At 28.2% G+C, this 23,554-nt stretch carries 20 protein-coding genes; 4 read left to right on the top strand and 16 right to left on the bottom strand.

Going from position 1 to position 23,554, the window contains the following annotated elements; genetic code table 11:
• Positions 1-3 precede the first annotated feature (3 nt).
• From Q0731_RS05755 to Q0731_RS05710, 10 genes are all read right to left on the bottom strand, one after another.
• Positions 4-702 (bottom strand): DUF6438 domain-containing protein, encoded by a 699-nt coding sequence (locus Q0731_RS05755; RefSeq protein ID WP_299061125.1) that lies wholly within the window; start codon positions 700-702, stop codon positions 4-6.
• 10 nt (positions 703-712) lie between these two features.
• Complete coding sequence (gene mtaB, locus Q0731_RS05750; RefSeq protein ID WP_299061122.1) at positions 713-2,047, bottom strand: tRNA (N(6)-L-threonylcarbamoyladenosine(37)-C(2))-methylthiotransferase MtaB; 1,335 nt, start codon at positions 2,045-2,047, stop codon at positions 713-715.
• Between the two features lie 150 nt (positions 2,048-2,197).
• On the bottom strand, positions 2,198-3,340 hold the full coding sequence (locus Q0731_RS05745) for a geranylgeranyl reductase family protein (RefSeq protein WP_299061119.1): 1,143 nt from the start codon (positions 3,338-3,340) through the stop codon (positions 2,198-2,200).
• A gap of 38 nt (positions 3,341-3,378) precedes the next feature.
• Entirely contained in the window at positions 3,379-4,380 is a 1,002-nt protein-coding gene (locus Q0731_RS05740) for an endonuclease/exonuclease/phosphatase family protein (protein WP_299061116.1), read from the bottom strand.
• A 3-nt stretch (positions 4,381-4,383) separates the two neighbouring features.
• Complete coding sequence (locus tag Q0731_RS05735; protein WP_299061113.1) at positions 4,384-5,238, bottom strand: rhomboid family intramembrane serine protease; 855 nt, start codon at positions 5,236-5,238, stop codon at positions 4,384-4,386.
• Positions 5,238-5,966 carry a rhomboid family intramembrane serine protease gene (locus Q0731_RS05730; protein ID WP_299061110.1) on the bottom strand — a complete coding sequence of 243 codons (729 nt, stop codon included), beginning with the start codon at positions 5,964-5,966 and terminating at the stop codon, positions 5,238-5,240. Before Q0731_RS05730 ends, Q0731_RS05735 begins: the two co-directional genes overlap by 1 nt.
• A 2-nt stretch (positions 5,967-5,968) precedes the next feature.
• Positions 5,969-7,783 carry a DNA mismatch repair endonuclease MutL gene (gene mutL, locus Q0731_RS05725; protein WP_299061107.1) on the bottom strand — a complete coding sequence of 605 codons (1,815 nt, stop codon included), beginning with the start codon at positions 7,781-7,783 and terminating at the stop codon, positions 5,969-5,971.
• Positions 7,783-8,058: a riboflavin synthase subunit beta gene (locus Q0731_RS05720; RefSeq protein WP_299061104.1), complete on the bottom strand. Its 276-nt coding sequence runs from the start codon at positions 8,056-8,058 to the stop codon at positions 7,783-7,785. The genes mutL and Q0731_RS05720 overlap by 1 nt, the downstream gene beginning before the upstream one ends.
• 246 nt (positions 8,059-8,304) lie before the next feature.
• Complete coding sequence (gene ribH, locus Q0731_RS05715; RefSeq protein ID WP_299061101.1) at positions 8,305-8,811, bottom strand: 6,7-dimethyl-8-ribityllumazine synthase; 507 nt, start codon at positions 8,809-8,811, stop codon at positions 8,305-8,307.
• Between the two features lie 80 nt (positions 8,812-8,891).
• Entirely contained in the window at positions 8,892-9,683 is a 792-nt protein-coding gene (locus Q0731_RS05710; RefSeq protein ID WP_299061099.1) for a tetratricopeptide repeat protein, read from the bottom strand.
• An 88-nt stretch (positions 9,684-9,771) separates the two neighbouring features.
• Between Q0731_RS05710 and recF the strand changes: the two genes are divergently transcribed.
• The gene (gene recF, locus Q0731_RS05705; protein WP_299061096.1) at positions 9,772-10,851 is read left to right on the top strand and encodes a DNA replication/repair protein RecF; all 1,080 of its coding nucleotides are present in this window, start codon (positions 9,772-9,774) and stop codon (positions 10,849-10,851) included.
• Positions 10,852-11,067: 216 nt separating this feature from the next.
• Here recF and Q0731_RS05700 read toward each other — a convergent pair whose 3' ends face one another.
• Both Q0731_RS05700 and Q0731_RS05695 read right to left on the bottom strand, forming a co-directional pair.
• Positions 11,068-12,888 (bottom strand): DEAD/DEAH box helicase, encoded by a 1,821-nt coding sequence (locus Q0731_RS05700; protein ID WP_299061093.1) that lies wholly within the window; start codon positions 12,886-12,888, stop codon positions 11,068-11,070.
• 132 nt (positions 12,889-13,020) lie between these two features.
• Positions 13,021-14,412, bottom strand: coding sequence for a hypothetical protein (locus tag Q0731_RS05695; RefSeq protein WP_299061090.1), 1,392 nt, complete (start codon positions 14,410-14,412; stop codon positions 13,021-13,023).
• A gap of 187 nt (positions 14,413-14,599) precedes the next feature.
• Here Q0731_RS05695 and Q0731_RS05690 point away from each other — a divergent pair, with 187 nt between their 5' ends.
• Complete coding sequence (locus Q0731_RS05690) at positions 14,600-16,219, top strand: ATP-binding cassette domain-containing protein (protein ID WP_299061087.1); 1,620 nt, start codon at positions 14,600-14,602, stop codon at positions 16,217-16,219.
• Positions 16,220-16,268: 49 nt separating this feature from the next.
• Here the strand turns inward: Q0731_RS05690 and arsC are convergent, their stop codons facing one another.
• The 4 genes from arsC to Q0731_RS05670 form a co-directional block, all read right to left on the bottom strand.
• On the bottom strand, positions 16,269-16,610 hold the full coding sequence (gene arsC, locus Q0731_RS05685; protein ID WP_299061082.1) for an arsenate reductase (glutaredoxin): 342 nt from the start codon (positions 16,608-16,610) through the stop codon (positions 16,269-16,271).
• Positions 16,611-16,782: 172 nt separating this feature from the next.
• Entirely contained in the window at positions 16,783-19,071 is a 2,289-nt protein-coding gene (locus Q0731_RS05680; RefSeq protein WP_299061079.1) for a hypothetical protein, read from the bottom strand.
• A 79-nt stretch (positions 19,072-19,150) separates the two neighbouring features.
• Positions 19,151-20,245: a peptide chain release factor 2 gene (gene prfB, locus Q0731_RS05675; RefSeq protein WP_299061076.1), complete on the bottom strand. Its 1,095-nt coding sequence runs from the start codon at positions 20,243-20,245 to the stop codon at positions 19,151-19,153.
• 175 nt (positions 20,246-20,420) lie between these two features.
• Positions 20,421-20,906 carry a hypothetical protein gene (locus tag Q0731_RS05670; protein ID WP_299061073.1) on the bottom strand — a complete coding sequence of 162 codons (486 nt, stop codon included), beginning with the start codon at positions 20,904-20,906 and terminating at the stop codon, positions 20,421-20,423.
• Between the two features lie 229 nt (positions 20,907-21,135).
• Between Q0731_RS05670 and Q0731_RS05665 the strand changes: the two genes are divergently transcribed.
• On the top strand, positions 21,136-22,029 hold the full coding sequence (locus Q0731_RS05665; protein WP_299061070.1) for a MerR family transcriptional regulator: 894 nt from the start codon (positions 21,136-21,138) through the stop codon (positions 22,027-22,029).
• 60 nt (positions 22,030-22,089) lie between these two features.
• Positions 22,090-23,553 (top strand): NAD(P)/FAD-dependent oxidoreductase, encoded by a 1,464-nt coding sequence (crtI, locus tag Q0731_RS05660; RefSeq protein WP_299061067.1) that lies wholly within the window; start codon positions 22,090-22,092, stop codon positions 23,551-23,553.
• The last annotated feature ends 1 nt before the right edge of the window (position 23,554 follow it).

The following is a 23,554-nucleotide window of genomic DNA, read 5'->3' as shown; positions in this document are numbered from 1 at the left end:
TTATTATTCAATCAATTTTTGTTCAAATAAAATTTCTTCAAAAGTTTCAAAAGCTAAAGCAAGTTCTAAGGGTACTTTTTTCCAAAGTTTAATTTCTATTTGTTTGTTTTTGTGTGTTATAAAAGTATTAGGAAAATCTATCAAAGATTTATCAACATAACTATCATTATAATTGGTAAATGATGTTTTTTTAAACATTTCTTCTACTCTTTTCATTTTACTGGCAGAAATTTCAAATTCATGCTTACCATGCATCAACACATTTTTAATGCCATTAAAAAGTACTGTTCTGTTTTTTAATAAAGTTACATCATACACAGGACAATCTCCAAAACAAGATGTTTTACTAACTTGTACAAACGTATCCTCCGATAGTTGCTTAATATATGCAATACTTTTATGTGTTTTAATAGCTACAGAAGAAAAAATATTTGATGCTTTTAATCGATGTATCCAAAAGTCTTTTTTTTCTTCAGGTACATTAATAACCGCTGCTTTTATAGAAGAATTATCAATCACTAATCCTGACCAAATTAAGCTACTATTTTCTATTAAGGCCTTTGCATCAGTAACATTAACAGAACTTTTTAAAACTACAATTAAACTTTCTTCTGGTATTGTAACCTCTTCTTTTTTTATTACTTCTTTTAGTTGATTACAGCTTAAAGCCATTAAAAAACATACAGTTAAAAGTTGTTTCATAGGGATTTTTTTATTGTGTTATTTGTTCTTTTACAAACGTAAATCTTACCAAGCCATCTTCATCAATGTTGCTAAGAGTAATTTTGTGTAAAGTATTTATTAAATTAGGGTTCCATGGCGTTTTTACTTTTACATAATTTTCAGTAAAACCATTTATAAAGCCTTCTTTATTTTCGTTTTCAAACAAAACAGTTAACGTGTTTCCTAACTGACTTTCGTAAAAAGAACGTCTTTTTTTAGCTGATAAACCTCGTAACATTTTACTTCGTTTTGCACGTACTTTTTTCGGTACAATTCCATCTAACTTAATGGCTTCTGTATTTGGTCTTTCAGAATAGGTAAATACATGCAAATAAGAAATATCCATTTCATTTAAGTAATTGTAGGTTTTTAAAAAAAGCTCCTCTGTTTCACCAGGAAACCCAACAATAACATCTACCCCAATACATGCATTGGGCATTACCTGTTTAATTTTTTTAACTCTATTTGTGTAGGTATTTGTTAAATATCTACGTTTCATTTTCTTTAATAAATCATCACTACCAGATTGTAAAGGAATATGAAAATGAGGTACAAAAGAGGCAGATTTTGATACAAAATCTATAGTTTCATCTTTTAATAAATTAGGTTCTATAGATGAAATTCGTAAACGATGAATTCCTTCTACTTTATCTAACTCCTCTACTAATTCTAAAAACGTGTGTTCGTGTTTTTTATTGCCAAACTCACCTTTACCATAATCACCAATATTAACACCTGTTAAAACAATTTCTTTGATTCCTTTACTTGATATTTCTTTGGCATTCGCAATTACATTTTCTAAAGTATCACTCCTAGAAATACCACGAGCTAGAGGGATTGTGCAATAAGTACACTTATAATCACAACCATCTTGTACTTTTAAAAAGGCACGTGTTCTATCTCCAATAGAATAAGATCCAATATAAAAATCTGCATCAGAAATTTCACAAGAATGAACTTCTCCGATATCATTTTTGGTTAAATCGTTAATATAACTGGTAACGTTAAATTTTTCTGTTGCTCCTAAAACTAAATCTACACCATTTACAGCAGCTAATTCTTCTGGTTTTAACTGTGCATAACATCCAATAGCAATTAAAAAAGCATCTTCATTTTTCTTTAAAGCATTTTTTACAATGGTTTTAAAGCGTTTGTCTGCATTATCTGTAACAGAACAGGTGTTAATTACATACACGTCTGCTTTTTGGTCAAAATCTACACGATCAAAACCTTCACTCACAAAATTACGAGCAATGGTTGATGTTTCTGAGAAATTCAGTTTACATCCTAAAGTATAAAAAGCAACTTTTTTGTCTGCATTCATTTGTATCCAATTAAGGCATGCAAATTTACAATTTTATTGATGATTTATAAAACTGAAACAAGAATTGTTATACACTTATTTTAAAAGACTTATAAGTATTTAAAGAATTAGAATTGGGGTAAAAATGAGTCTTAAAAGTTTGATTATCAATTAAAAGAGTTTCTCTCTAATTTTAGACTTCAATTTTTCTGCAACATTGGTAGGAAAAGGTTTTTCTCCATGCAAAATAGCGACCATTAAATCACTAAAATGCTGTCCGTATTTTTTTAAAATATAATTTCTAGCAGGATTGTTATGATAAAAGAATTTTGATAAAGTAACTCCAGATTGTAATTCTGGTAATAGTTTAATTTGTAATTTTTCTAAATACAATTTTTCTGCTAATTGTAAATTTAAATTACTTTCAATAATGGCTTCTGCAACATATTTTCCACTTAAAATAGCATTAGAAATTCCTTCTGCTGTAATTGGTTCTGCAAAACCTGCAGCATCACCAATTAAAAAAACATTTTTTTTTACAAATCCATCTGTTCTTGGAGCAATAGGTATTTGAAATCCATGAGCTTCCTCTTTTATTATTTTGTGAATTCCTAATGTTTTTAAATATTTTTGATAATATTCTTTGAGGTTTATTTTCCCTTTTTTAGTAGTTAAGACACCTAAAGATAAATGATTTTTCTTGGGAAAACTCCAAGCATAACCATAAGGAACAGCATCAATATCAAAACGCACTTTTGTAGATAATCGTTTAAAGTCTTCTTTAGAAACTTCAACTTCATATTCTAAAGCAGGTATTAGTTTTCTGGTTTCTTTTGTCCAACCAGCCATTTTTGCAGTAGCACTTAAAACGCCATCTGCTGCAATTATAAAATTTGCAGAAATAGCTCCTTGAGAGGTTTTTAAAATGGAAGTATCAGCAGAAAAATCAATACTTTTTAACGTATGGTTTTCTAAAAGTGTTACACCAAATTCTTTTGCTTTTTGTACAATTAAATTATCAAAAGCATCTCTCATAATCATTGTTATGATTGGTTTTTCTTTGCTAGATTGGTAATGTATTTTACCATTATTAAAATAACTATCAACAGCAAAAAACTCACTTTCTACAACCTCATTTATTTCAAAAGGCATATTTTTTCTGCCTCTGTTTACAAAACCACCACCACAAGTTTTATAACGTGGTAGTGTTTCTTTTTCAATGATTACTGTAGAGATACCTTGTTTACCTAAATAAAAAGCTGTGGTTGCTCCAGAAGGTCCACTACCAATAATTGCTACCTCAAAATGTTTCATAAATTTATTTGTAAAAAGTAAATATTATTATAATGAATTTACCAGTTTATTTTTGCTTGGATAGGGAAGTGGTCTGAATATTTTTCTGAAAAAGAAGAAAATTTATTAATAATAGCATTTTCATCTGTTAAAATAAAATCGATTCTCATAGGAAACCAATAATCAAATGTTTTACCAAAACCTTTACCAGTTTCTATATGTGCATCTTTTTTGTTTTTGGCAATTTGATTGTATACCCAAGAGTAACTTGTGTTATTAAAATCACCACAAATTATTTTTTTTCCTTTCCATTTTTTTTCGTGATTTAAAAATTGTTCAGTTTGCGTTGCTTGTATTTTAAACGAGTTGCGAACTCTTTCAAGTAATTTCTCAGAATTTTGTTGTCCAAAATTTTCTTCATCGGTCTTTAATCTTAAAGACTCTAAATGAATATTGTAAATTCTAATGGTATCTTTTTCTTTTAAAATATCAGCATAAATAATATTATTTCCTTTACTTTTTAAATCTAAAGAGCCAGCATTGATAATTTTATATTTAGAAAAAATAGCCATTCCAAACTTGCTTTTTTTATGGCGTCCTTTTATGTATTTGTACGGATGTTGGAACTTAACTTTTTCAGATTTATAATATTCTTGTAATACCAGAACATCTGTATCTTTACTAGTGATAAATTCTGAGCCAGTTTCTTGGAGCGATTGATTGTTAAATAAGTCAAAGCTTTTTACATTATAACTCATCACTTTTAAATCGTTATTAAAAGATGAATTATTACCAGATAATTTATAAAAAGGGGGTAAAAAAAACCAACCAATAACCAAAACAAATATCGACAAAAGCAACTGTTTTTTTAGTTTAATTAACCAATAAATTGCAAAAACCAGATTTATAATGATTAAAACCGGAACAAAAAGGCTTAAAACAGCAAAAGCAGGAATTGTTGATGGAGATATAAAATGAAGTAAATAGGATAATAACAACAGTGTTGCCAACACTGAATTTATCAAATATAAAAGTTTGTCTATTAGGGATAATTTTTTCATGTTCTATTTTCTACCTTGTTTAAACAAAAAATCTTTTTCTGCTTTAGTTAAAGTATCATAACCAGATTTACTAATTTTATCTAAAATAGCATCTATTTGCTGTTGATTTAGAGACGATTTTTGATTCGTTTTTACTGTTTTTTTAGCAGATTTATAAACCGTTTTTAAAGGTTTTTTTTGAATGGTAAAAAGTGATGAAATTTTATCCCAAATTTTTATTTCTTTATTAGAAGCTTTATTTACATACAAAAAGCCAAACAATGATCCCCCTAAATGTGCAAAATGTCCTCCTGCATTTCCTCCTGATAAACCTAAAAGATCTAAACTGATCCAAATTGCTGCAAAATGCCAAAGTTTTACAAAACCAATAAAACGTACTTTTAATTGATAGTTAGGGATGTATGTTGTAATACCAATAAAAATGGCTGAAATTCCTGCAGAAGCGCCAACTAAAGGAAGATTATTTCCTTCAAATAGTGGGAAGTAATTATGACTTAACATAAAAAAAACACCACCAAATAAAGTTCCTAACACATAAAAAGTTAGTAATTGTTTTTGGGTAAAATAATCAATAAATAAATTACCTATAAAATATAAGGTTATTAGGTTAAATAAAATATGTAAAAAACCTGCATGTAAAAAACCATAGCTAATAATGGTCCAAGGTTTTGTTAATAAAGTTGAAAAACGATCATCTAAAGAAAACCATTTTACAATAAAATTCACGTCTCCTTTATACAATTCTTGAAAAACAGAAGTAAATAAAGTTACTATAAATATTGCCAAATTTATGTAGATGAGTTTTTCTACAATATTTCCGCTTTTATAGCGTGATTTTATGTCGTCTATAAAGCTCATTAATATGTTTTAAATTGATTTTTTTTCCAATACCAAGCCAGTAAAAATCCTATTAAAGCTCCTCCAACGTGAGCAAAATGAGCAATATTACCAATAGAATATTTAGTCATTCCAAAAAATAAATCTCCTAAAATAATTACAGGAATAAAATATTTTGCTGCAATTGGCACAGGAAAAAAGATCAAAGCTAGTTTTGCATCTTTAAAATACATACCAAAAGCAACTAAAACGCCATAAACTGCACCAGAAGCTCCAACTGCAGGTGTATGATATAAGCTATAAAACTCAATCATTTGTTTATTAGATAATACAATTCTTGTATCATTATAACTCCCAGAATTTAAAATATTTTGTATTTCAGTACCTGTAAGTCCAAAACTTAATAGTTGTTCATAAATTCCATTAAATTGGAAGTAGTTGGCAAACGTATAAATAAGTCCTGCACCAATACCTGCAGAAAAATAGAAAAACACAAATTTCTTTTTTCCCCACATTTGCTCTAAAGGAGTACCAAAAGCCCATAAACCATACATATTAAATAAAATATGACCAAAACTACCATGCATAAACATGTGAGTAATATATTGCCAAACACCAAAATGTTCATTTTTTGGATAGTGTAAAGCCAAAATATTGGTAAAATCTAATTTTAAAAGTTGGGGAGCAACAAATAAAATTACATTTACAATAATTAAATGTTTGATAGCTTCTGTAAGTTTATTATTCATTTTTAGCTATTAAATAGATTATCTATTTCGTTTAATGTTAATGTTTTAAAAGTGGGTTTTCCAAAAGGAGAAATTGAAGGTTCTTTACAAGAAAATAAGTCGTTTACCAAAGCTTCTTGTTCTCTTTCAGAAAGTTGTGTACCTGTTTTTATAGACAATGTTTTGGCAAACGATTTTGCCATTACATCAAAATGACTAAAACTTGCATCTGGTACTTCTAAATCAATATCGCTTAACAATTCTTCTAAAATTATTGTTATTTTGCTTTCTGTAACAGAAGTAGGAATCCCTTTTATAGTAACACTATCTTTGGTAAATTCATCAAAAGAAAAACCAGCGTTTTCTAATTCTGTTTTTATGGTATAAATTATTTCTATTTCTGAAGATGAAAAAGAAATTTTTACAGGAAATAATAATTGCTGACTATTGGCTTCTTTTACAGTAATACTTTCTAAAAATTCTTCATATAAAATACGCTGATGTGCTAAAGATTGATGAATTAACACAGCACCAGATTTTATAGAACTCAATATATATTTACGCTGAATTTGAAATGTTTTTTGTGTTTTTACTTCTTGCTGATTGTCAAATAATTCAGATTGTTTTTCTGCATCAGTAACAGCTGTAGAAGTGTATAAAGACTCCCAACTTTCAGTGCTTTTTTGTGGTGTAAAACTTACGTTTGATGTTCTTGTATTTTCTTCTTTAAAAGGATTATAGTTATGGTCTACAGAAATTTTTGGTACTTGAGTAGATTTTGTATTAGAATTTAAGTGATAAGGTGTATCTAAGTTGGCATCTCTATTAAAATCTAAAAGAGGAGCAACATTATATTGCCCTAAACTGTGTTTTACAGTGGCTCTAAGCATTGCATACAAAGCCTTTTCATTATCAAACTTTATTTCTGTTTTTGTGGGATGAATGTTAATATCAATGGTGTTTGCAGGCACTTTTAAATATAAAAAATAGGAGGGATGTGCTCCTTGCTCTAGCAAACCATCAAAAGCATTTACAACTGCATGGTTTAGATACGAACTTTTGATAAAACGATCGTTTACAAAAAAGAATTGCTCTCCTCGTTTTCTTTTAGAATATTCAGGTTTAGCAACAAAGCCTTCAATAGTTAAAATGTCGGTTGTTTCATCAATTGGCACTAATTTTTCATTCATTTTAGCACCAAAAACACTTACAATTCGTTTTCTTAAATTACTACTTTTTAAATGATATACTTCATTGTTATTATGATGTAACAAAAAAGCAATTGTTGGGTGTGCTAATGCAACTCTTTGAAATTCATCAATAATATGACGTGTTTCTACTGTTTCAGATTTTAAAAAGTTTCTTCTTGCAGGTATGTTGTAAAACAAGTTTTTAACAGCAATACTGGTTCCTTTAGTAGTAGAAATAAAATCTTGAGAAACAATTTTGCTTCCTTCAATTTTAATAGAAGTACCTAATTCTTCGTTTTCTTGTTTAGTTTTTAATTCAACATGAGCAATGGCTGCAATAGATGCTAAAGCTTCACCTCTAAATCCTTTTGTAGAAAGGTTAAATAAATCTTCTGCTTTTTGAATTTTTGATGTTGCATGACGCTCAAAACACATTCTTGCATCTGTACCACTCATTCCTTTACCATTGTCAATTACTTGAACTAAGGTTTTACCAGCATCTTTTAGTAACAGTTTTATGTTGGTTGCTCCAGCATCAATTGCATTTTCTAATAATTCTTTAACCACAGAAGCAGGACGTTGAACGACTTCTCCTGCAGCAATTTGGTTGGCAACATGATCTGGTAAAAGTTGAATAATATCTGACATTAATTTCTTTTGAAAATAGAAAGATCAAAATCTATGATGTACAAAAAGACAAATACTAAAATAGAAATGATAATTAAAAGTGTTTTATTAACGCTTTTATCAGGGTTTTTTAAATCATGAATTGCATCACTAAGCTTGCCTTTAATGCCTTTATTTTTACCTGCAGTGGTTCTAAATTTGTCTAATTTATGCTCAATTTTAAAAGGGTTTCCTTCCCCTTTATAATAACGAGGTTGATAATCGAATTTATTATGTGTACGTTTTAAAAATCCCATAGTTTTAAAAATAATTGGTTTATAATTTGTAAAAGAAACCAAGTATTACGCCAATTGTATTAGCATTTCAAATTTACAGAATTAAAAGGGATTCTTCAAAAAAAGATGTTAAAACTATTCTTAAAACCATTGATTTTAAGTTAAACGCAAAGAGGCAAAGTTTTTTAGAAAAGTTCGCAAAGTAAAAAAAACGGATGTATTAATCTTTGCGAACTTTGCGTATTTTTTTTGCACTTTTGTGTTTATTTAAAACCCAATACTTTCTGTTTTGGTATCAATATTTTTTAATGCGGCCATTTTTACAGCAGCAACAGCACATTCAATACCTTTATTACCATGTATTCCACCAGATCTCTCTAAAGATTGTTGTTTTGTATTATCTGTAAGTACACTGAAAATTACAGGAATATCGTATTTTATATTCAAATCTACAATACCTTGTGTAACCCCTTCACAAACAAAATCAAAATGTTTTGTTTGCCCTTGTATTACATTTCCAATGGCAATAATTGCATCCACTTGTTGTGATTTTATCATTTTTTTACAACCATAAACCAATTCAAAACTTCCAGGTACTTCCCAAGAAATAATATTGTCTTTGGTTGCACCACAATCTAATAAAGTTTCAATTGCCCCTTTTTGTAAATTTCCTGTAATTTCAGGATTCCATTCAGAAACAACAATCCCAAATCGAAAAGACTTCGCATTTGGGATTGTTGTTTTATCGTAATAAGATAAATCGGTTGTTGCCATTTGTTGGTTTTTAGTTCTTAGTTTTTAGTTGTTAGTTACAAAGTTTAACTAAAATTTTATAACTTAAAACTCAAAACTATTTATTGAGCGAACTTTGCAGCAGCTATATATTTTTCTACATCTTTACCTTGGTCAGATTTAGAGTAGTTTTCTTTAATTTGAGTAAATAATTTTTCAGCCTTACTAAAATCTTTTAATTCCATTGCAGTAATACCTGCTTTGTGCAAAAATAAAGGCGTTGTAAAATCGTTACTTTTTCCATTGGCTGCTTTTTCGTAATATTCTAAGGCATCTTCTAGTTGGTTGATATCTGCAAAAGCGTCTCCAATAGCTCCGTTTGAAACAGCACCTAAAACAGCATTTTCCGAATCAAATTCACTTAAATACTCAATTGCTTTATCGTATTTTTTTAATTTTAAATAAGAAATACCAGCATAATAGTTTGCTAAATTACCTGCATCAGTTCCACTAAATGATTCTGCAATATCTAAAAAACCATACTTTCCATTTGCCCCCTCTAAACCTAAAGTTAATAGAGAATCTACCCCAGAAGCTCCATTTTGTGCTTCGTTAAAATATTTTCTAGGAAAAGCTAATTCGTTAGTAGCTTCTGTTTCATTTGGTGCAACAACATAGTTTGTGTATGCAAAATAGGCTAAGAAAAGTACAACAATACCCACTAAACTATAAAACAAAGGTTTGCTGTTTTTTTCAATCCATTGCTCAGATTTTGACGCAGTTTCGTCTAAAGTATTTAATACTCCAGCAGTTTCAAATTCAGATTCGTCTATTTGATTCTCTACCTTTTTACTCTCTGCTTTATATTTTTTCTTGTAAGTTGCCATTGTTTTCTTAAAAATTAGTGGCGACAAAAATAGTTTTTTTAATTGGATTTTAAAAGCGGATAATTCCCTAAATTTTCAATAATTTGCAAATCTTTTTCAATATCAAAACGTATTCATGTATTTACAGAAAATTTCTTTACTTAATTTTAAAAACATTACCTCTCAATCTTTTGATTTTCAGCAGAAAATAAACTGTTTTGTTGGCGATAATGGTATTGGTAAAACCAATGTTTTAGATGCCATTTATTATCTGTCTTTTACAAAAAGCTACTTTAATGCTGTCGCAATTCAGAATATTAGACATGGTGAAGGTTTTTTTATGATTGAAGGAGATTATGTTTTAAATGATAGAAACGAAAAAATTGTATGTAGTCTTAAAAAAGGACAAAAGAAGGTTTTAAAAAGAAATGGAAAAAGTTACGAGAAGTTTTCTGAACATATAGGGCAGTTGCCTTTGGTAATTGTTTCTCCTGCTGATAGAGATTTAGTAACAGAAGGTAGTGATACTAGAAGAAAGTTTATTGATGGCGTAATATCACAACAAAATAAAAACTATTTACAAGATTTATTGTCTTACAACAAAGTGCTAAGTCAAAGAAATGCTTTGTTAAAATATTTTGCAGCAAATAGAACTTTTGATGCTTTAAATTTGAGTGTTTACGATGAACAATTAGCCAATTATGGTACTAAAATTTATGAGGTTAGAAAAGCTTTTTTAGAAGAGTTTATCCCTATTTTTAATGAAAAATATCAGATAATTTCTGGGGATAAAGAAAGCGTTAATCTTTTGTATAAAAGTCAATTGCATGATTTTTTAATGAAAGATTTATTGCAGAATTCGTTACCTAAAGACAAGCTGATACAATATACTACTTCAGGCATACATAAAGATGATTTAAGTTTTGAAATAGGAGAGTACTCAATTAAAAAGTTTGGTTCTCAAGGACAACAAAAATCTTACTTGATAGCTTTAAAGTTGGCTCAATTTGAATTTATTAAAAAACAAGCCAATTTAACTCCTATACTATTACTAGATGATATTTTTGATAAATTAGATGAAAAAAGAGTTGCTCAAATTATCGATTTGGTTAATAATGATGAATTTGGACAAATATTTATTACAGACACACATTCTGATAGAACAGAAAATATATTAAAAGAGGGGAGTGCAGATTATCAGATTTTTAAACTTTAAAAAAGTAGTGAAACTTTATAAAATGATACTTTTCATTAATTAAAAACTCATTATTGTCTGATAAAAGAGACAAGAGTTTTCCGTTAAAACAAGGCAAAATAATCTTGTTTCATTAAAAACAGCTCTTATTTTTAAAATTTTAGCTGCCAATATACTTTCAAAAAAAAATCCCCATCATTTTAATATGATGAGGATCGAGTAATTTTATAAAGTTGATTAACTTTCTCTACGCTTTCTTCCAAAACCTGCAGAAGATCTTCTTTCACCAGATCCACTTCCAGAATTTCTACTAGCTCTGTCTGGCCTATCAGAAGAACGTCTGTCTGATCTTGCTCTAGAAGAACCTCCTTCAGATCCTCTTCTTCTTCCAAAACCACCATCTTTTTTACCAAAAGGTTTTCTACCTCCTCTTCTGCCACCACCAGAACGTTCTTTTTTAGTAATTTCTATGTTTACTGAGCGTCCACTAAAATCTGGCTGATTGCTAGCAAATGCTTCTAAAGTTTTGTCTTCAAAGTTTTTGTCTAATTCAAAGAAAGAAAAAGTATCTAAAATATCAATAGAACCAATTTCCACTTTGTCACCAATATTTTGGTCGTTAATTAAACCAATTAATTTACCTGGGTTTAAGCTATCTTTTCTACCAATATTGATAAAGAAACGTGTCATGTTTTCATTCACGGTTCTTGCTCTAGAATTGTCTCTAGAAGATAAATTATTTAAATCTTTAGAGTTTTCATAATACTTTAACATGGTATTAAACTCTAAAGAAACAAACTTTTTAATTAACGCCTCTCTATCTAAATCTTCTAGTTTTTCGTAAATACTAGGTAAAAATTCTTCCATTTCAGATTCATTTACTTCCGTATTTTGAACCTTATCAATTAAATTCATTAATTGATTTTTTATAATTTCTTTACCAGAAGGTACTTTACCTTCAATAAATTTACTTTTAATAATTCTTTCTATCTGTCTTAATTTTCCTTTTTCTTTTCCGTTAACTAAAACAATAGAAATACCTTTATTACCAGCTCTACCAGTTCTACCACTTCTGTGGGTATAGTTTTCTATTTGATCTGGTAATTTATGGTTTAAGACATGTGTTAATTCGTTTACATCTAATCCACGAGCAGCAACATCTGTAGCAACTAGTATTTTAATTGTTCTTTTTCTAAATTTACCCATCACAGAATCTCTCTGTCCTTGAGATAAATCTCCATGTAAAGAATCTGCACTATAACCATCTCTAATTAAATTGTCTGCAACTTCTTGTGTTTCTCTACGAGTTCTACAAAAAATAATTGCATAAATATCTGGGTTTAAATCTGCAATTCTTTTTAAAGCAGGGTAACGTGTTCTTTCTGTTACACCATAATATTCATGTGTTACGTTTTCTGAACCAGAATTTTTTTCACCAGAAGTAATTTCTACTGGTTTGGTCATGTAATTTCTTGCAATTGCCTCAACTTCTCTTGGAAAAGTGGCAGAAAACAATAAGGTTTGTTTAGATTCTGGTGTTGCTTCTAAAACTTTATCTAATTCGTCTTTAAAGCCCATGTTTAACATTTCATCAGCTTCATCTAAAACTAACCATTGAACGTTTCCTAATTTTAAAGCTCTTCTTTTAATTAAATCTACAGTTCTACCTGGAGTACCAACCACAATTTGAGCCCCTCTTTTTAAAGCTCTAATTTGATCTTCCATACTAGAACCTCCATAAACTGTTGCTACTTTAACATCTGGTAAATATTTACAAAAGTCTTTAATGTTATTACCAATTTGAACGGCAAGTTCTCTTGTTGGTGATAAAATAATTGCTTGTACATTACTTTGACTTGAATCTAAAAGTTCTAATATTGGCAAACTAAAAGCAGCAGTTTTACCAGTACCTGTTTGTGCAAATGCTTTTAAATCTTCTGTTGATGAAATAATTTGAGGAATTGCTTTTTCTTGAATAACAGTTGGTTTTTCATATCCTAAATCTGTTAATGCTTTGTTGATAGGTTCTTTTAAACCTAATTCTAAAAATGTTGACATACTGTGTTTTTTGTAGATTCACAGAACGCCCACCTGCAAATCCAATTATAAATTCGGACTGATTCTTAATGAGTTAACCTCAAAATTAAAATCGGGCAAATTTACATAAATTAATTGGACTAGCGTAATGAATTAGTATTTAGTTAATTCTTGTAAGTCTCTATTTAATTTTCTTGAAGAAATAGTGGCAAAACCATTGGTTACAATTCCTTTTTTATTAACAATAACAACTCTAGGCATTTTACTTGTTAAAAATTTATTTGCCTCATTTTCTTGAGTTATAAAAAATTGATTTTTAGCTTCTAAATCGTGAATTGTATTATTCTGACTCCCGTTTATTTCAATTTCAATAAATTGAACCTCAGGAAACTTATTGGATAAATAATTAATTCTTTTTGCTATGTAATTAGGTGTAATATAATCTCTACTCCAAAAGAACAAAAAAGTATTTTTATTCCTAATAACTTCTTCAATACTTTTAAATTCACTATCAGATTTATGAACAGTAAAGTTTTTAATTCTATGACCTTTGTGCAAGGCTTCATTATCTAATAATAACTGTTTTACATGGTTTTTATCATCAGCATTTGTACTTAAATTAAAATAAGTATTAAATGCTTTTTTGTTAACTTTACAACTAGATTTTTTAAAGAAATGACCAATAACTGTTTGCTTTAAAAAGGCATTTTTAGACTCTTTAGATTTTATATTTTTATCTATAGTATTTAATAAATCTACTGTAAAATCAGAAGAGTATTCGTTAGTCATTGGTTGGTGTCCTAATGCATAAGTGGTATTGTATAAAAAATTTCTTACATACTGAGAGTAAGGAGGGTAATACATTAAGGCATCATTATTAATGTTGATTGATTTTCTATGTGTGTAAAAAGAGTCAGTAATTCTATGAAAGGCTTCTTTCTCATTTTTTTTAAAATGAACAATAGGATATCTTTCAATTCTAGAAAAAAGAGGGTAAGTAAGTGCTATTTTTAAAACATTTTTAAAATCAATGGTTTCATTTGGATGATTTTCAATGTATTTTTGATATGCCTTTTCTTTTAAAGTAATCATTTTATTTACTTTATCTAAAAAATTATTTGGTTCTAATTTATATAATTGATAAAACTTTTTATTGTCTTTTTCATTTTCTAAAAAACAATCAATTAATATGTTATTTCTTTCAGCACCTTTGCCAGCAAAGACAATAGATTCATCAAAATCCCAAGTGTTTAAACGCAACATTAAGCTATCTTTAGGTTCTAGATAAATAGATTGATTTTCTACACCATGTTTAAAATAATACAAACCTTCTTTAACATTTTCTAGTTTTCCAAGAAACTTGTTTTCAGAATCTATAAATAAAGTATCAATTACTTTATCCATATAAAATAATACCACAAATTTAGATTTAGGGTTTATAATTTTACCTCCAAAATATGTTGTAGTATCATTAGAATTGTTATCACAACTTACAAAAGCGGTAATAACGATTAATAAGAGAAGTCGAATTAAATATTTAATCATTCTATACTCGTTGAAATATCTAATACAAATCTAGGTATTCATTAGTGCTATTGTTGTTAATTCGTTGTTAAAAAAGTTCTTAAAAAAGAGCTAAAAAAGTTAGAAATATTTTATTCAAAAGCATTTACAAACCAAGCATAAAAGATAAATCAAATTTGTACTTTTGCACAAATTTAAAAATTAAAGTATGTTATCAGTATCTAATTTATCTGTTCAATTTGGAAAACGAGTATTGTTTGATGATGTGAATACCAAATTTCAAACAGGCAACTGTTATGGAATTATTGGTGCAAATGGAGCAGGAAAATCTACTTTTTTAAAGATTCTTTCTGGTGTGCAAGAGCCAACTTCTGGTCAAGTACATTTAGAAAAAGGAAAAAGAATGTCTGTTTTAACCCAAGATCATTATGCTTATGATGAGTTTCCTGTTTTAGAAACAGTGGTAATGGGTAATAAAGAACTTTTTAAAGTTAAAAAGCAAATTGATGATTTGTATGCAGATTATACTGACGAAAATGCAGAAAAAATAGGAGAACTTCAAATAGTTTTTGAAGAAATGAATGGTTGGAATGCAGATTCTGATGCTGCAGCAATGCTATCTAACTTAGGTATTGCAGAAGATTTGCATTACACTTTAATGAAAGATTTAGATGGTAAACAAAAAGTACGTGTGTTAATAGCTCAAGCACTTTTTGGAAATCCGGATGTTTTAATTATGGATGAGCCTACCAACGATTTAGATTTTGAAACCATTGCTTGGTTAGAAAATTTTATAGCAAATTTTGACAATTGTGTGATTGTGGTTTCACATGATAGGCACTTTTTAGATGCTGTTTGCACCCATATTTCTGATATTGATTATAGTAAGATTAATCATTATTCTGGTAATTATACTTTTTGGTACGAGTCTAGCCAATTAGCAACCAGACAAAGAGCACAACAAAATAAAAAAGCAGAGGAAAAGAAGAAAGAATTAGAAGAATTTATCCGTCGTTTTTCTGCAAACATGGCAAAATCTAAACAAGCAACTTCTCGTAAAAAAATGATTGACAAGTTAAATGTTGAAGAAATTAAACCTTCTAGTAGACGTTATCCTGCCATTATTTACAAAAGTGATAGAGAAGCTGGGGATCAGATTTTAAATGTAGAAGAATTATCAAAAGAATTTGAAGGAGAAAAATTGTTTGATAACGTACATATCAACTTAAACAAAGGCGATAAAGTTGCGGTTATTTCTAAAAATTCTAGAGCTGTAACTGCTTTTTATCAGATTATAACTGGTAACGAAAAAGCAGATACTGGTAAATTTGATTGGGGAGTTACTACAACACAATCTTATTTGCCATTAGACAACTCTTCATTTTTTCAGAATGGAGATTTAAACTTAGTAGATTGGTTAAGACAATATGCTCAAACAGAAGAAGAACGTGAAGAAGTTTTTTTAAGAGGATTTTTAGGGAAAATGATTTTTTCTGGAGAAGAAGCACTTAAGAAAAGTAACGTGCTTTCTGGAGGAGAAAAAGTACGTTGTATGTTGTCTAGGATGATGATGAAAAGAGCCAATATTTTAGTGCTAGATGAACCAACAAATCACTTAGATTTAGAATCTATACAAGCCTTAAACAACTCGTTAATTAATTTTAAAGGTACTGTATTGTTTACAACACACGATCACGAGTTTGCAAATACAGTTGCTAATAGAATTATAGAATTAACGCCAAAAGGCGTTATTGATAGACATGCTACTTTTGATGATTATTTATCAGACCCTAAAATTAAAGAATTACGAGATTCTATGTATTCTTAAAAAAGTAAAAAAAGGAGGCTACTTGGCTTCCTTTTTTTTATGCTTTGTTTTAAATAATTGATAAAATATCTTCTGGTGGTCTGCCAATAACAGCTTTGTTATTATTGATAACAATTGGGCGTTCAATCAATTTAGGATTGTCAAGCATCGCTTTTATAATTTCAGCATCAGACATTTCTTTCCCTTTGTAGTTTTCTTTCCAGATTTTTTCTGTTTTACGTACTAATTGAATAGGAGTGATGCCTAATAATTGAATAATATTAGTCAATTCTTTTTCTGATGGAATTTCATCTAAATATTTTACAACTTTAAACTCTTTTTTTGAGTTTTCTAAAATTTCTAAACCTTCTCTAGATTTTCTACATCTTGGATTGTGGTATATTCTTATCATTTTTTTTAGTTTCGTAGTTGAGAAATTTCTTTTTTGAACGTTTGGTGTATGGTTTGTTGCGTGGTTTAAGTACTAAAGTTAGCAAATAAAAACCGAATAGAAAATCCGCTAGGATTTTCGTAAGTAGGCTAAAACTAGCAATAAATTATATATGGTGTTGCCAACAGTGCTTTTACCTTTCTTTATTAGCTATTTCAATTAATTTGTCAAATTCGGATATAACATTATCATTTAAGAATTTGTTTTTATAAAAATCAGCTACTGTTTTGATTAATACTTCTATTACTTTTTCCATATAAATTTTCTGAGTAAATAAATTTTTAAAATCATTTAGTTTACTTTCAGAATCTTTATAATATGTCGTTAACTTAAAGAAAATATCATCGATAACAGCTTCTCCTTCAAAGTTTTCAGGTCTTGTTACATCTTCTGAATTTAATTTGTTTATTTCTGACTCTCTTATTTTTGCCAATTTTGTAGAATATTCTAATCCCACATCATCATTTGGATTTAATACAATTGATAATGTGTCCACAAGAGAATATGTGTTTTGTATTATATCATCAGAAATTAATGCTAATAAATTTTCTGTTACTGTTTCAGAATTTATAGAAAATTTTAAGATACTATAAACATCAACTAGTTTATTTGGCGATAACATCAGCCAATCTTGAGATTTTGGAAATTTTTTATTATAAGCTACGTGAGATTCGAAAAACGCTCTATCCCAAGTTAGAAAAACAGGTTGAAGTGGATGAACTTCTACATCGTCATCAGCAAGAAACTCTAACATAATACTATCATTACTTTGAGTAAAACTTGATTTTTGTTTATGTAATTTTAATAATGAGTCACTGAATATTTTGTTAGCTTCCTCAATATTGTAAACTTTTTCTATTACTTGTTCTTCTATTTGAATTTGAGAAAGAGAATTAAGAATTATAGATTGAAAAGACTTTGAGCCACTTCGTTCTCTAAATCCAAATTTTTCAAGAAAATCTTTAAAATTTATATTATCATCTATATTATCTGTTTTTTTTAAAAAATTAAAAAAGTTGTAGAAAATATTTCTTGAAGAGCCAAGATGTTCAAATTGAGGTATTAATGTAAAAGGAACTAAGTTGAAAGCATCATTTATTTGACTTTGCATTTCCCATACATATCTTTGAGAAATATATAGTTTAATATTTTCATTCTTAGCAAACTCTATTAAGTTTTTTGTTGCTCTATAAAAATAATTTTGATAATCTATTTTAGGATTAAAAAAATAGCATAAACTATTTAATCCAATAGCTGTATCTATAAAAATTTTCTTTTTGTTATTTAAATAATTTTCAAGGCGAGAATTATCAATTCTACTAGAGTAAACTTTACTCGCTGCAATTTTTTGTATAAACTTATTATTTACACAAAATTTTAAAAGCTCTTTAGATAACTCTTTAGCTTTAGATTTATTCTTTATTTTGATTTCAATAAATTTAACAAAATCTCTACACATACTAAATATGTGAAATTCTTCGTCATTTTTTAAAGCATCGGATAAATCTGAATTAAAGTTATCTATATAAAGTTGTTTTAATTGTATAATATAATTGTCAACGTCTTGTTCTTGATTGTACTTTGTAAGTATTTCAATTACATTTTTAATGAATAATTTTTTTTCTAGTTCAAATTCTTTATTTCTTGAGTCTAATCTGTTTTTTTCATCACTTGTTAAACTATAATTGCCTAAAGTTTTATTTTTTATAATTCTTTTTTCTGATAAAAACCTATTTATTAATTTATTGTAAAAAACATCATTTTCTTTTACTTGAAATTGATTTTCACAAGCTTCCTTAACTTCTTTCTTTTCAAGATTTTCTTTTATAAAGAATAGCTGTAAAACAAATGAATCAATGATTTGGGTTTTAAACTCTGTAGGTTTACCAAATGATAATAGGTCATAAAGTAAGTTGTTGTCAAATGAACTATTATCAACTTTAAATTTATCTAACTCGTTAATCTTATAAAGTTCAGATTGAATTTCAATTATGTTTTCAGCTTCTTCAGCAATGCGATTAGCGTCTATTATCTCAAGGTTTATAGAATGCTCTTTAAATGCAATTCCTTGTAAGTTTCTAATTCTCTTATTTGTTAATTTTTTAGAATAAAAGAAAATAAGTTTGTCTTTTGAATCAAATTCAGAAACATTAATTTTAGCTTTTTCGACATCTTCAATTACTTTTTTTGTAAATGAATACATTTCACTTTGACTTTTCGACTTCTGTACCGTTAATTGGTATTGTATATTCTGACCTTCAAAATCAAAAACTCTAATATCTAGTCCAACATCATCTTTACCGTCAGTAAAAACAACTTTTTTAAATCCATATTCTTTTTGTAAATATATTTTAACAATTTTATCAAATTCTTTTTTATCGAGTGAATCAAGAAGTAATATAAGTTGGTTGGTTTTCGACATTATAATATTTTATTTTCGTAAAGTTAGTTGTTTTTGCATTGTTGGCAACTAGTTTTAAAACAAGTTTTTTTAATAACTACTAACTATCTTTTTGCCCATTCAGCATTAAATAAGACTTTAAAAACGGATTGATATCTCCATTCATCACATTATCTACATTACCTGTTTCATGAGCAGTTCTAACATCTTTTACCAATTTGTAAGGATGCATTACGTAGTTTCTAATTTGGCTTCCCCATTCTGTTTTTAATTTGCCAGATTCAATTTCATCTCTTGTAGCTTGTTGCTTTTGCAATTCAATTTCATATAATTGAGACTTTAGCATTTTCATGGCTGTAGCTCTATTATCGTGTTGAGAACGTGAGTTAGAGCAAGAAATCTGAATTCCTGTTGGCTTGTGTGTTAGTTGCACTTTGGTTTCTACTTTATTTACATTTTGTCCTCCAGCACCACTAGAACGTGCTGTTACAATTTCTATATCTGCAGGGTTTATTTCTATTTCTATAGAATCATCAACCACTGGAAAAACATAAACAGAACCAAAAGTAGTATGTCTTTTTGCATTAGAGTCAAATGGTGAAATACGTACCAATCTATGCACTCCATTTTCTCCTTTTAGCCATCCAAAGGCATAATCACCTTCAATTTCTATAGTAATGGTTTTAATACCAACCACATCACCAGCTTGGTAATTGAGTGTTTTTAATTTAAAACCTTGTTTTTCTGCCCACATAGAATACATTCTAGACAGCATTTCTACCCAGTCGCAACTTTCTGTTCCTCCAGCTCCAGCATTAATTTGTATGGTTGCAGATAAAGAATCTCCTTCATCAGAAAGCATGTTTCTAAATTCTAAATCTTCTAAAAACGTGCTTGTTTTTTCAAATTGCTCTATAATTTCATTTTCATCAACTTCATCTTCCTTAAAAAAATCATACAGTATATTTAAGTCGTCATTTAAAGTAATGGTTTTATAATAATCATCTACCCACTTTTTTTTAAAACGCAATTCTTTCATTAGAATTTCTGCGGCTTTTGGGTCGTTCCAAAAATTAGGGTTTGCTGTTTTTTCTTCTTCGTTGGCAATTTCAATTAATTTTTTATCAATCTCTAAATACCCTTTTAATTTTTCAATTCTGGTACTAATATCTTTAAGTTGGTCTTGTGTAATCATAAGTTATGCAAAAATAAATCAATTTTTAGTACTTCTTTATTTAAAATTGATTGTTATTTTAAGGAGCATTGTAATGTGCCAATTTCATTTATTTAAAAATATAGCTTTTAAATAGTAAAAACAAAATCAGCTTAAAACTATTAAGTATTTTAAATGTTTTCTATTGTAGAAAAGGTCAAAAGAAGAAACGTACTATTGGAGAGAATGCAGATGCATAAACACTTCTATTATCATTATATAAAACATCATATCTAAAACCAAATGCAAAAGGGCCTTGGTTATAAGCTGCCCCAATATACAATGCAGGGAAATTTATATTTTGACTTCCCAAACTATCGGTTTGGTTTGCAAATGAATATTCATATTCTCCCGAAAGTTGAATGCCTATTTTAGGAATTTGATACAAAGAAATAACACTTCCCCCATATACATTTGTAGAAAAATCACTAATTTCTGTGTATAAATAAGTGAAACCTGCCCCTAAAGAAAATCCGTTATCAAATTGATAAACAGCACTTGGTGAAATACCAATGGTTGTTTGATTACCAAAAGCAGCTGTAAAACCACCACCATATCTTACATGATCCCAAAAATTAGATTTTTCTTGGGCAACTACTGTAAAAGAAAGACTAACAAATAAAAGGGTCAAAATATATTTCATAACTGCATTTTGTTTAAGAAAACTAAAATAGCTAAAACTTTGTAATTAACTTTCGTTTTGTTAACAAGATTCTTAAAAAAATGACAAAACACATAAGTTTCAAGCACATTTTTAATCCTTATTAATTTGATGTATAATCAATTAAAAAAAATGAAATGTTATATTTTTAATAAAAAATACTATTTTATTAGTTTTTTCTTTAGATTTGTTCAACTAAAAATTAAATATTTTGAACAGTATTAAGCAAGATTTTACGATTAAAGATCTAGAAAATATATCTGGAGTTAAAGCTCATACTATTCGCATTTGGGAAAAACGCTATAATCTATTAGAACCCAAAAGAACCAATACAAACATACGCTACTATTCAAATACAAATTTGCTAAAGTTATTAAATATTGTTTTGTTAAATAACAATAATTTTAAGATTTCTAAGATTGCAAAAATGACGGATGAAGAGCTTCTTTTTCATACAAGAGAAATGGCTTTTAGTACAGCAATTGATGATGAAGCAATCAACGCTTTTAAATTATCAATGTTTCAGTTTGATAAAGTACTATTCAATAATACCTATAATAAACTGTTACATAAAAAAACGTTTAGAGAAGTATTTAAAGATGTTTTTATTCCTTTTTTAAATCATATAGGTTTATTATGGCAAACAGATACTTTAATGCCTGCACATGAGCATTTTATATCTAATTTGATAGCCCAGAAAATACAAATAAATTCAGAAAAATTAGAGTATGCTGTTACTACTTCAAACAAAACTTATGTGTTGTTTTTACCAGAAAATGAAATTCATGAGTTGGGCTTATTATACCTTAATTATGAATTGATTTTAAGAGGGAATCATACTATATATTTAGGACAAAGTCTTCCTTTAGATAATTTAGATTATTTTTTTAAGAATGGAAGAGAAATATGCTTTGTTACTTCCATGACTATAATGCCTTATGATGATAAAGTTCACGATTATTTTAAGGAAATTGATGCAATTTTAAAAGGCACTCCTCATCAATTAATTGCAATTGGTAGAAAAACAGAACTGTTAGATCAATTAAACTTTTCTTCAAAAATAATACGATACAGTTCTGTAAAAGACTTGTTAAAAGTATTATAATTTTTTCAAAAAACTTCAAATCGTTTAATTCTTTAGTATATTTGTTAAACAAAAATTAATATGAGTAAAAATATTTATATAATTGGTTCAGGTTTTTCTGCTTTATCAGCTTCTTGCTATTTGGCAAAAGAAGGATATAACGTTACAGTATTAGAAAAAAATGATACTTTAGGAGGTAGAGCAAGACAGTTTAAAAAAGACGGATTTACGTTTGATATTGGTCCTTCTTGGTATTGGATGCCAGATGTTTTTGAACGCTTTTTTGCTGATTTTGGTAAAAAACCATCTGATTATTATACTTTAGATAAATTAAATCCTGGATATGAAGTTTATTTTGGAGCACAATCTTCGATGAAAATTTCAAGTGAATTAAAAGAGATTTATGATTTGTTTGAAAAAGAAGAAAAAGGAAGTGCAAAACATTTAAAGGCCTTTTTAGATTCTGCAAAAGCAAATTATGATACTGCTATTAAAGATTTAGTTTATAAACCAGGAGTTTCTCCACTAGAGTTAGTAAATACAACAACAGTTGCTAGAGTTTCTCAGTTTTTTTCTACTATAAGAAAACAAGTTAGAAAAAAGATTAAAAATAGTAAACTGATTAAAATTTTAGAATTTCCAGTGCTATTTTTAGGAGCAAAACCAAGTAATACACCAGCATTTTATAATTTTATGAACTATGCAGATTTTGGACTTGGTACTTGGCATCCAAGAGGAGGAATGTACAAGGTTATTGAAGGAATGGTTGCTTTAGCAAATAGTTTAGGCGTTCATTTTAAAACCAATGCAAACGTAGATAAAATTATTACAGACAGTTCTAAAAATGTTATTGGTTTGTCTGTAAATGGAGAAGAAATTAAAACAAATTTAGTTTTAAGTGGTGCAGATTATCATCATACAGAAACTTTATTAGATAGTAGTGTAAAACAATATTCAGAAAACTATTGGGCTAAAAAAACCTTTGCACCATCTTCTTTACTATTTTACGTAGGTTTAGATAAAAAAATAGAAAATGTAAGTCATCATACTCTATTTTTTGACACAGATTTTGATCAACATGCAAAAGAAATCTATGACAATCCAGAGTGGCCATCAAATCCGCTATTTTATGCTAATTTTACTTCCATTACAGATAAAACTTCTGCACCAGAAGGTAAAGAAGCTTGTTTTTTCTTAATCCCTTTAGCACCAGGTATTGAAGATACAGAGGCATTAAGAGAACAATATTTTCATAAAATTATAGATAGGTTTGAGACACTAACAAACCAAGAGTTTAAAAAACACGTATTATTTAAAAAATCATTTTGTGTAAATGATTTTAAAAGTGAGTATAATTCTTATAAAGGAAATGCTTATGGAATGGCTAATACACTTTTACAAACCGCTTTTTTGAGGCCAAAAATAAAAAGTAGTAAAGTAAATAATTTGTATTTTACTGGGCAATTAACAGTGCCAGGTCCAGGAGTTCCACCAGCTTTAATTTCGGGTAAATTAGCATCAGAATTAATCATTAAAAACCAATAAG

The organism is uncultured Polaribacter sp. (assembly GCF_947497695.1).
Taxonomy (GTDB): domain Bacteria; phylum Bacteroidota; class Bacteroidia; order Flavobacteriales; family Flavobacteriaceae; genus Polaribacter.
The sequence above is the reverse complement of the archived record's forward strand: the minus strand, read 5'-3'. Positions and strand labels throughout refer to the sequence as shown.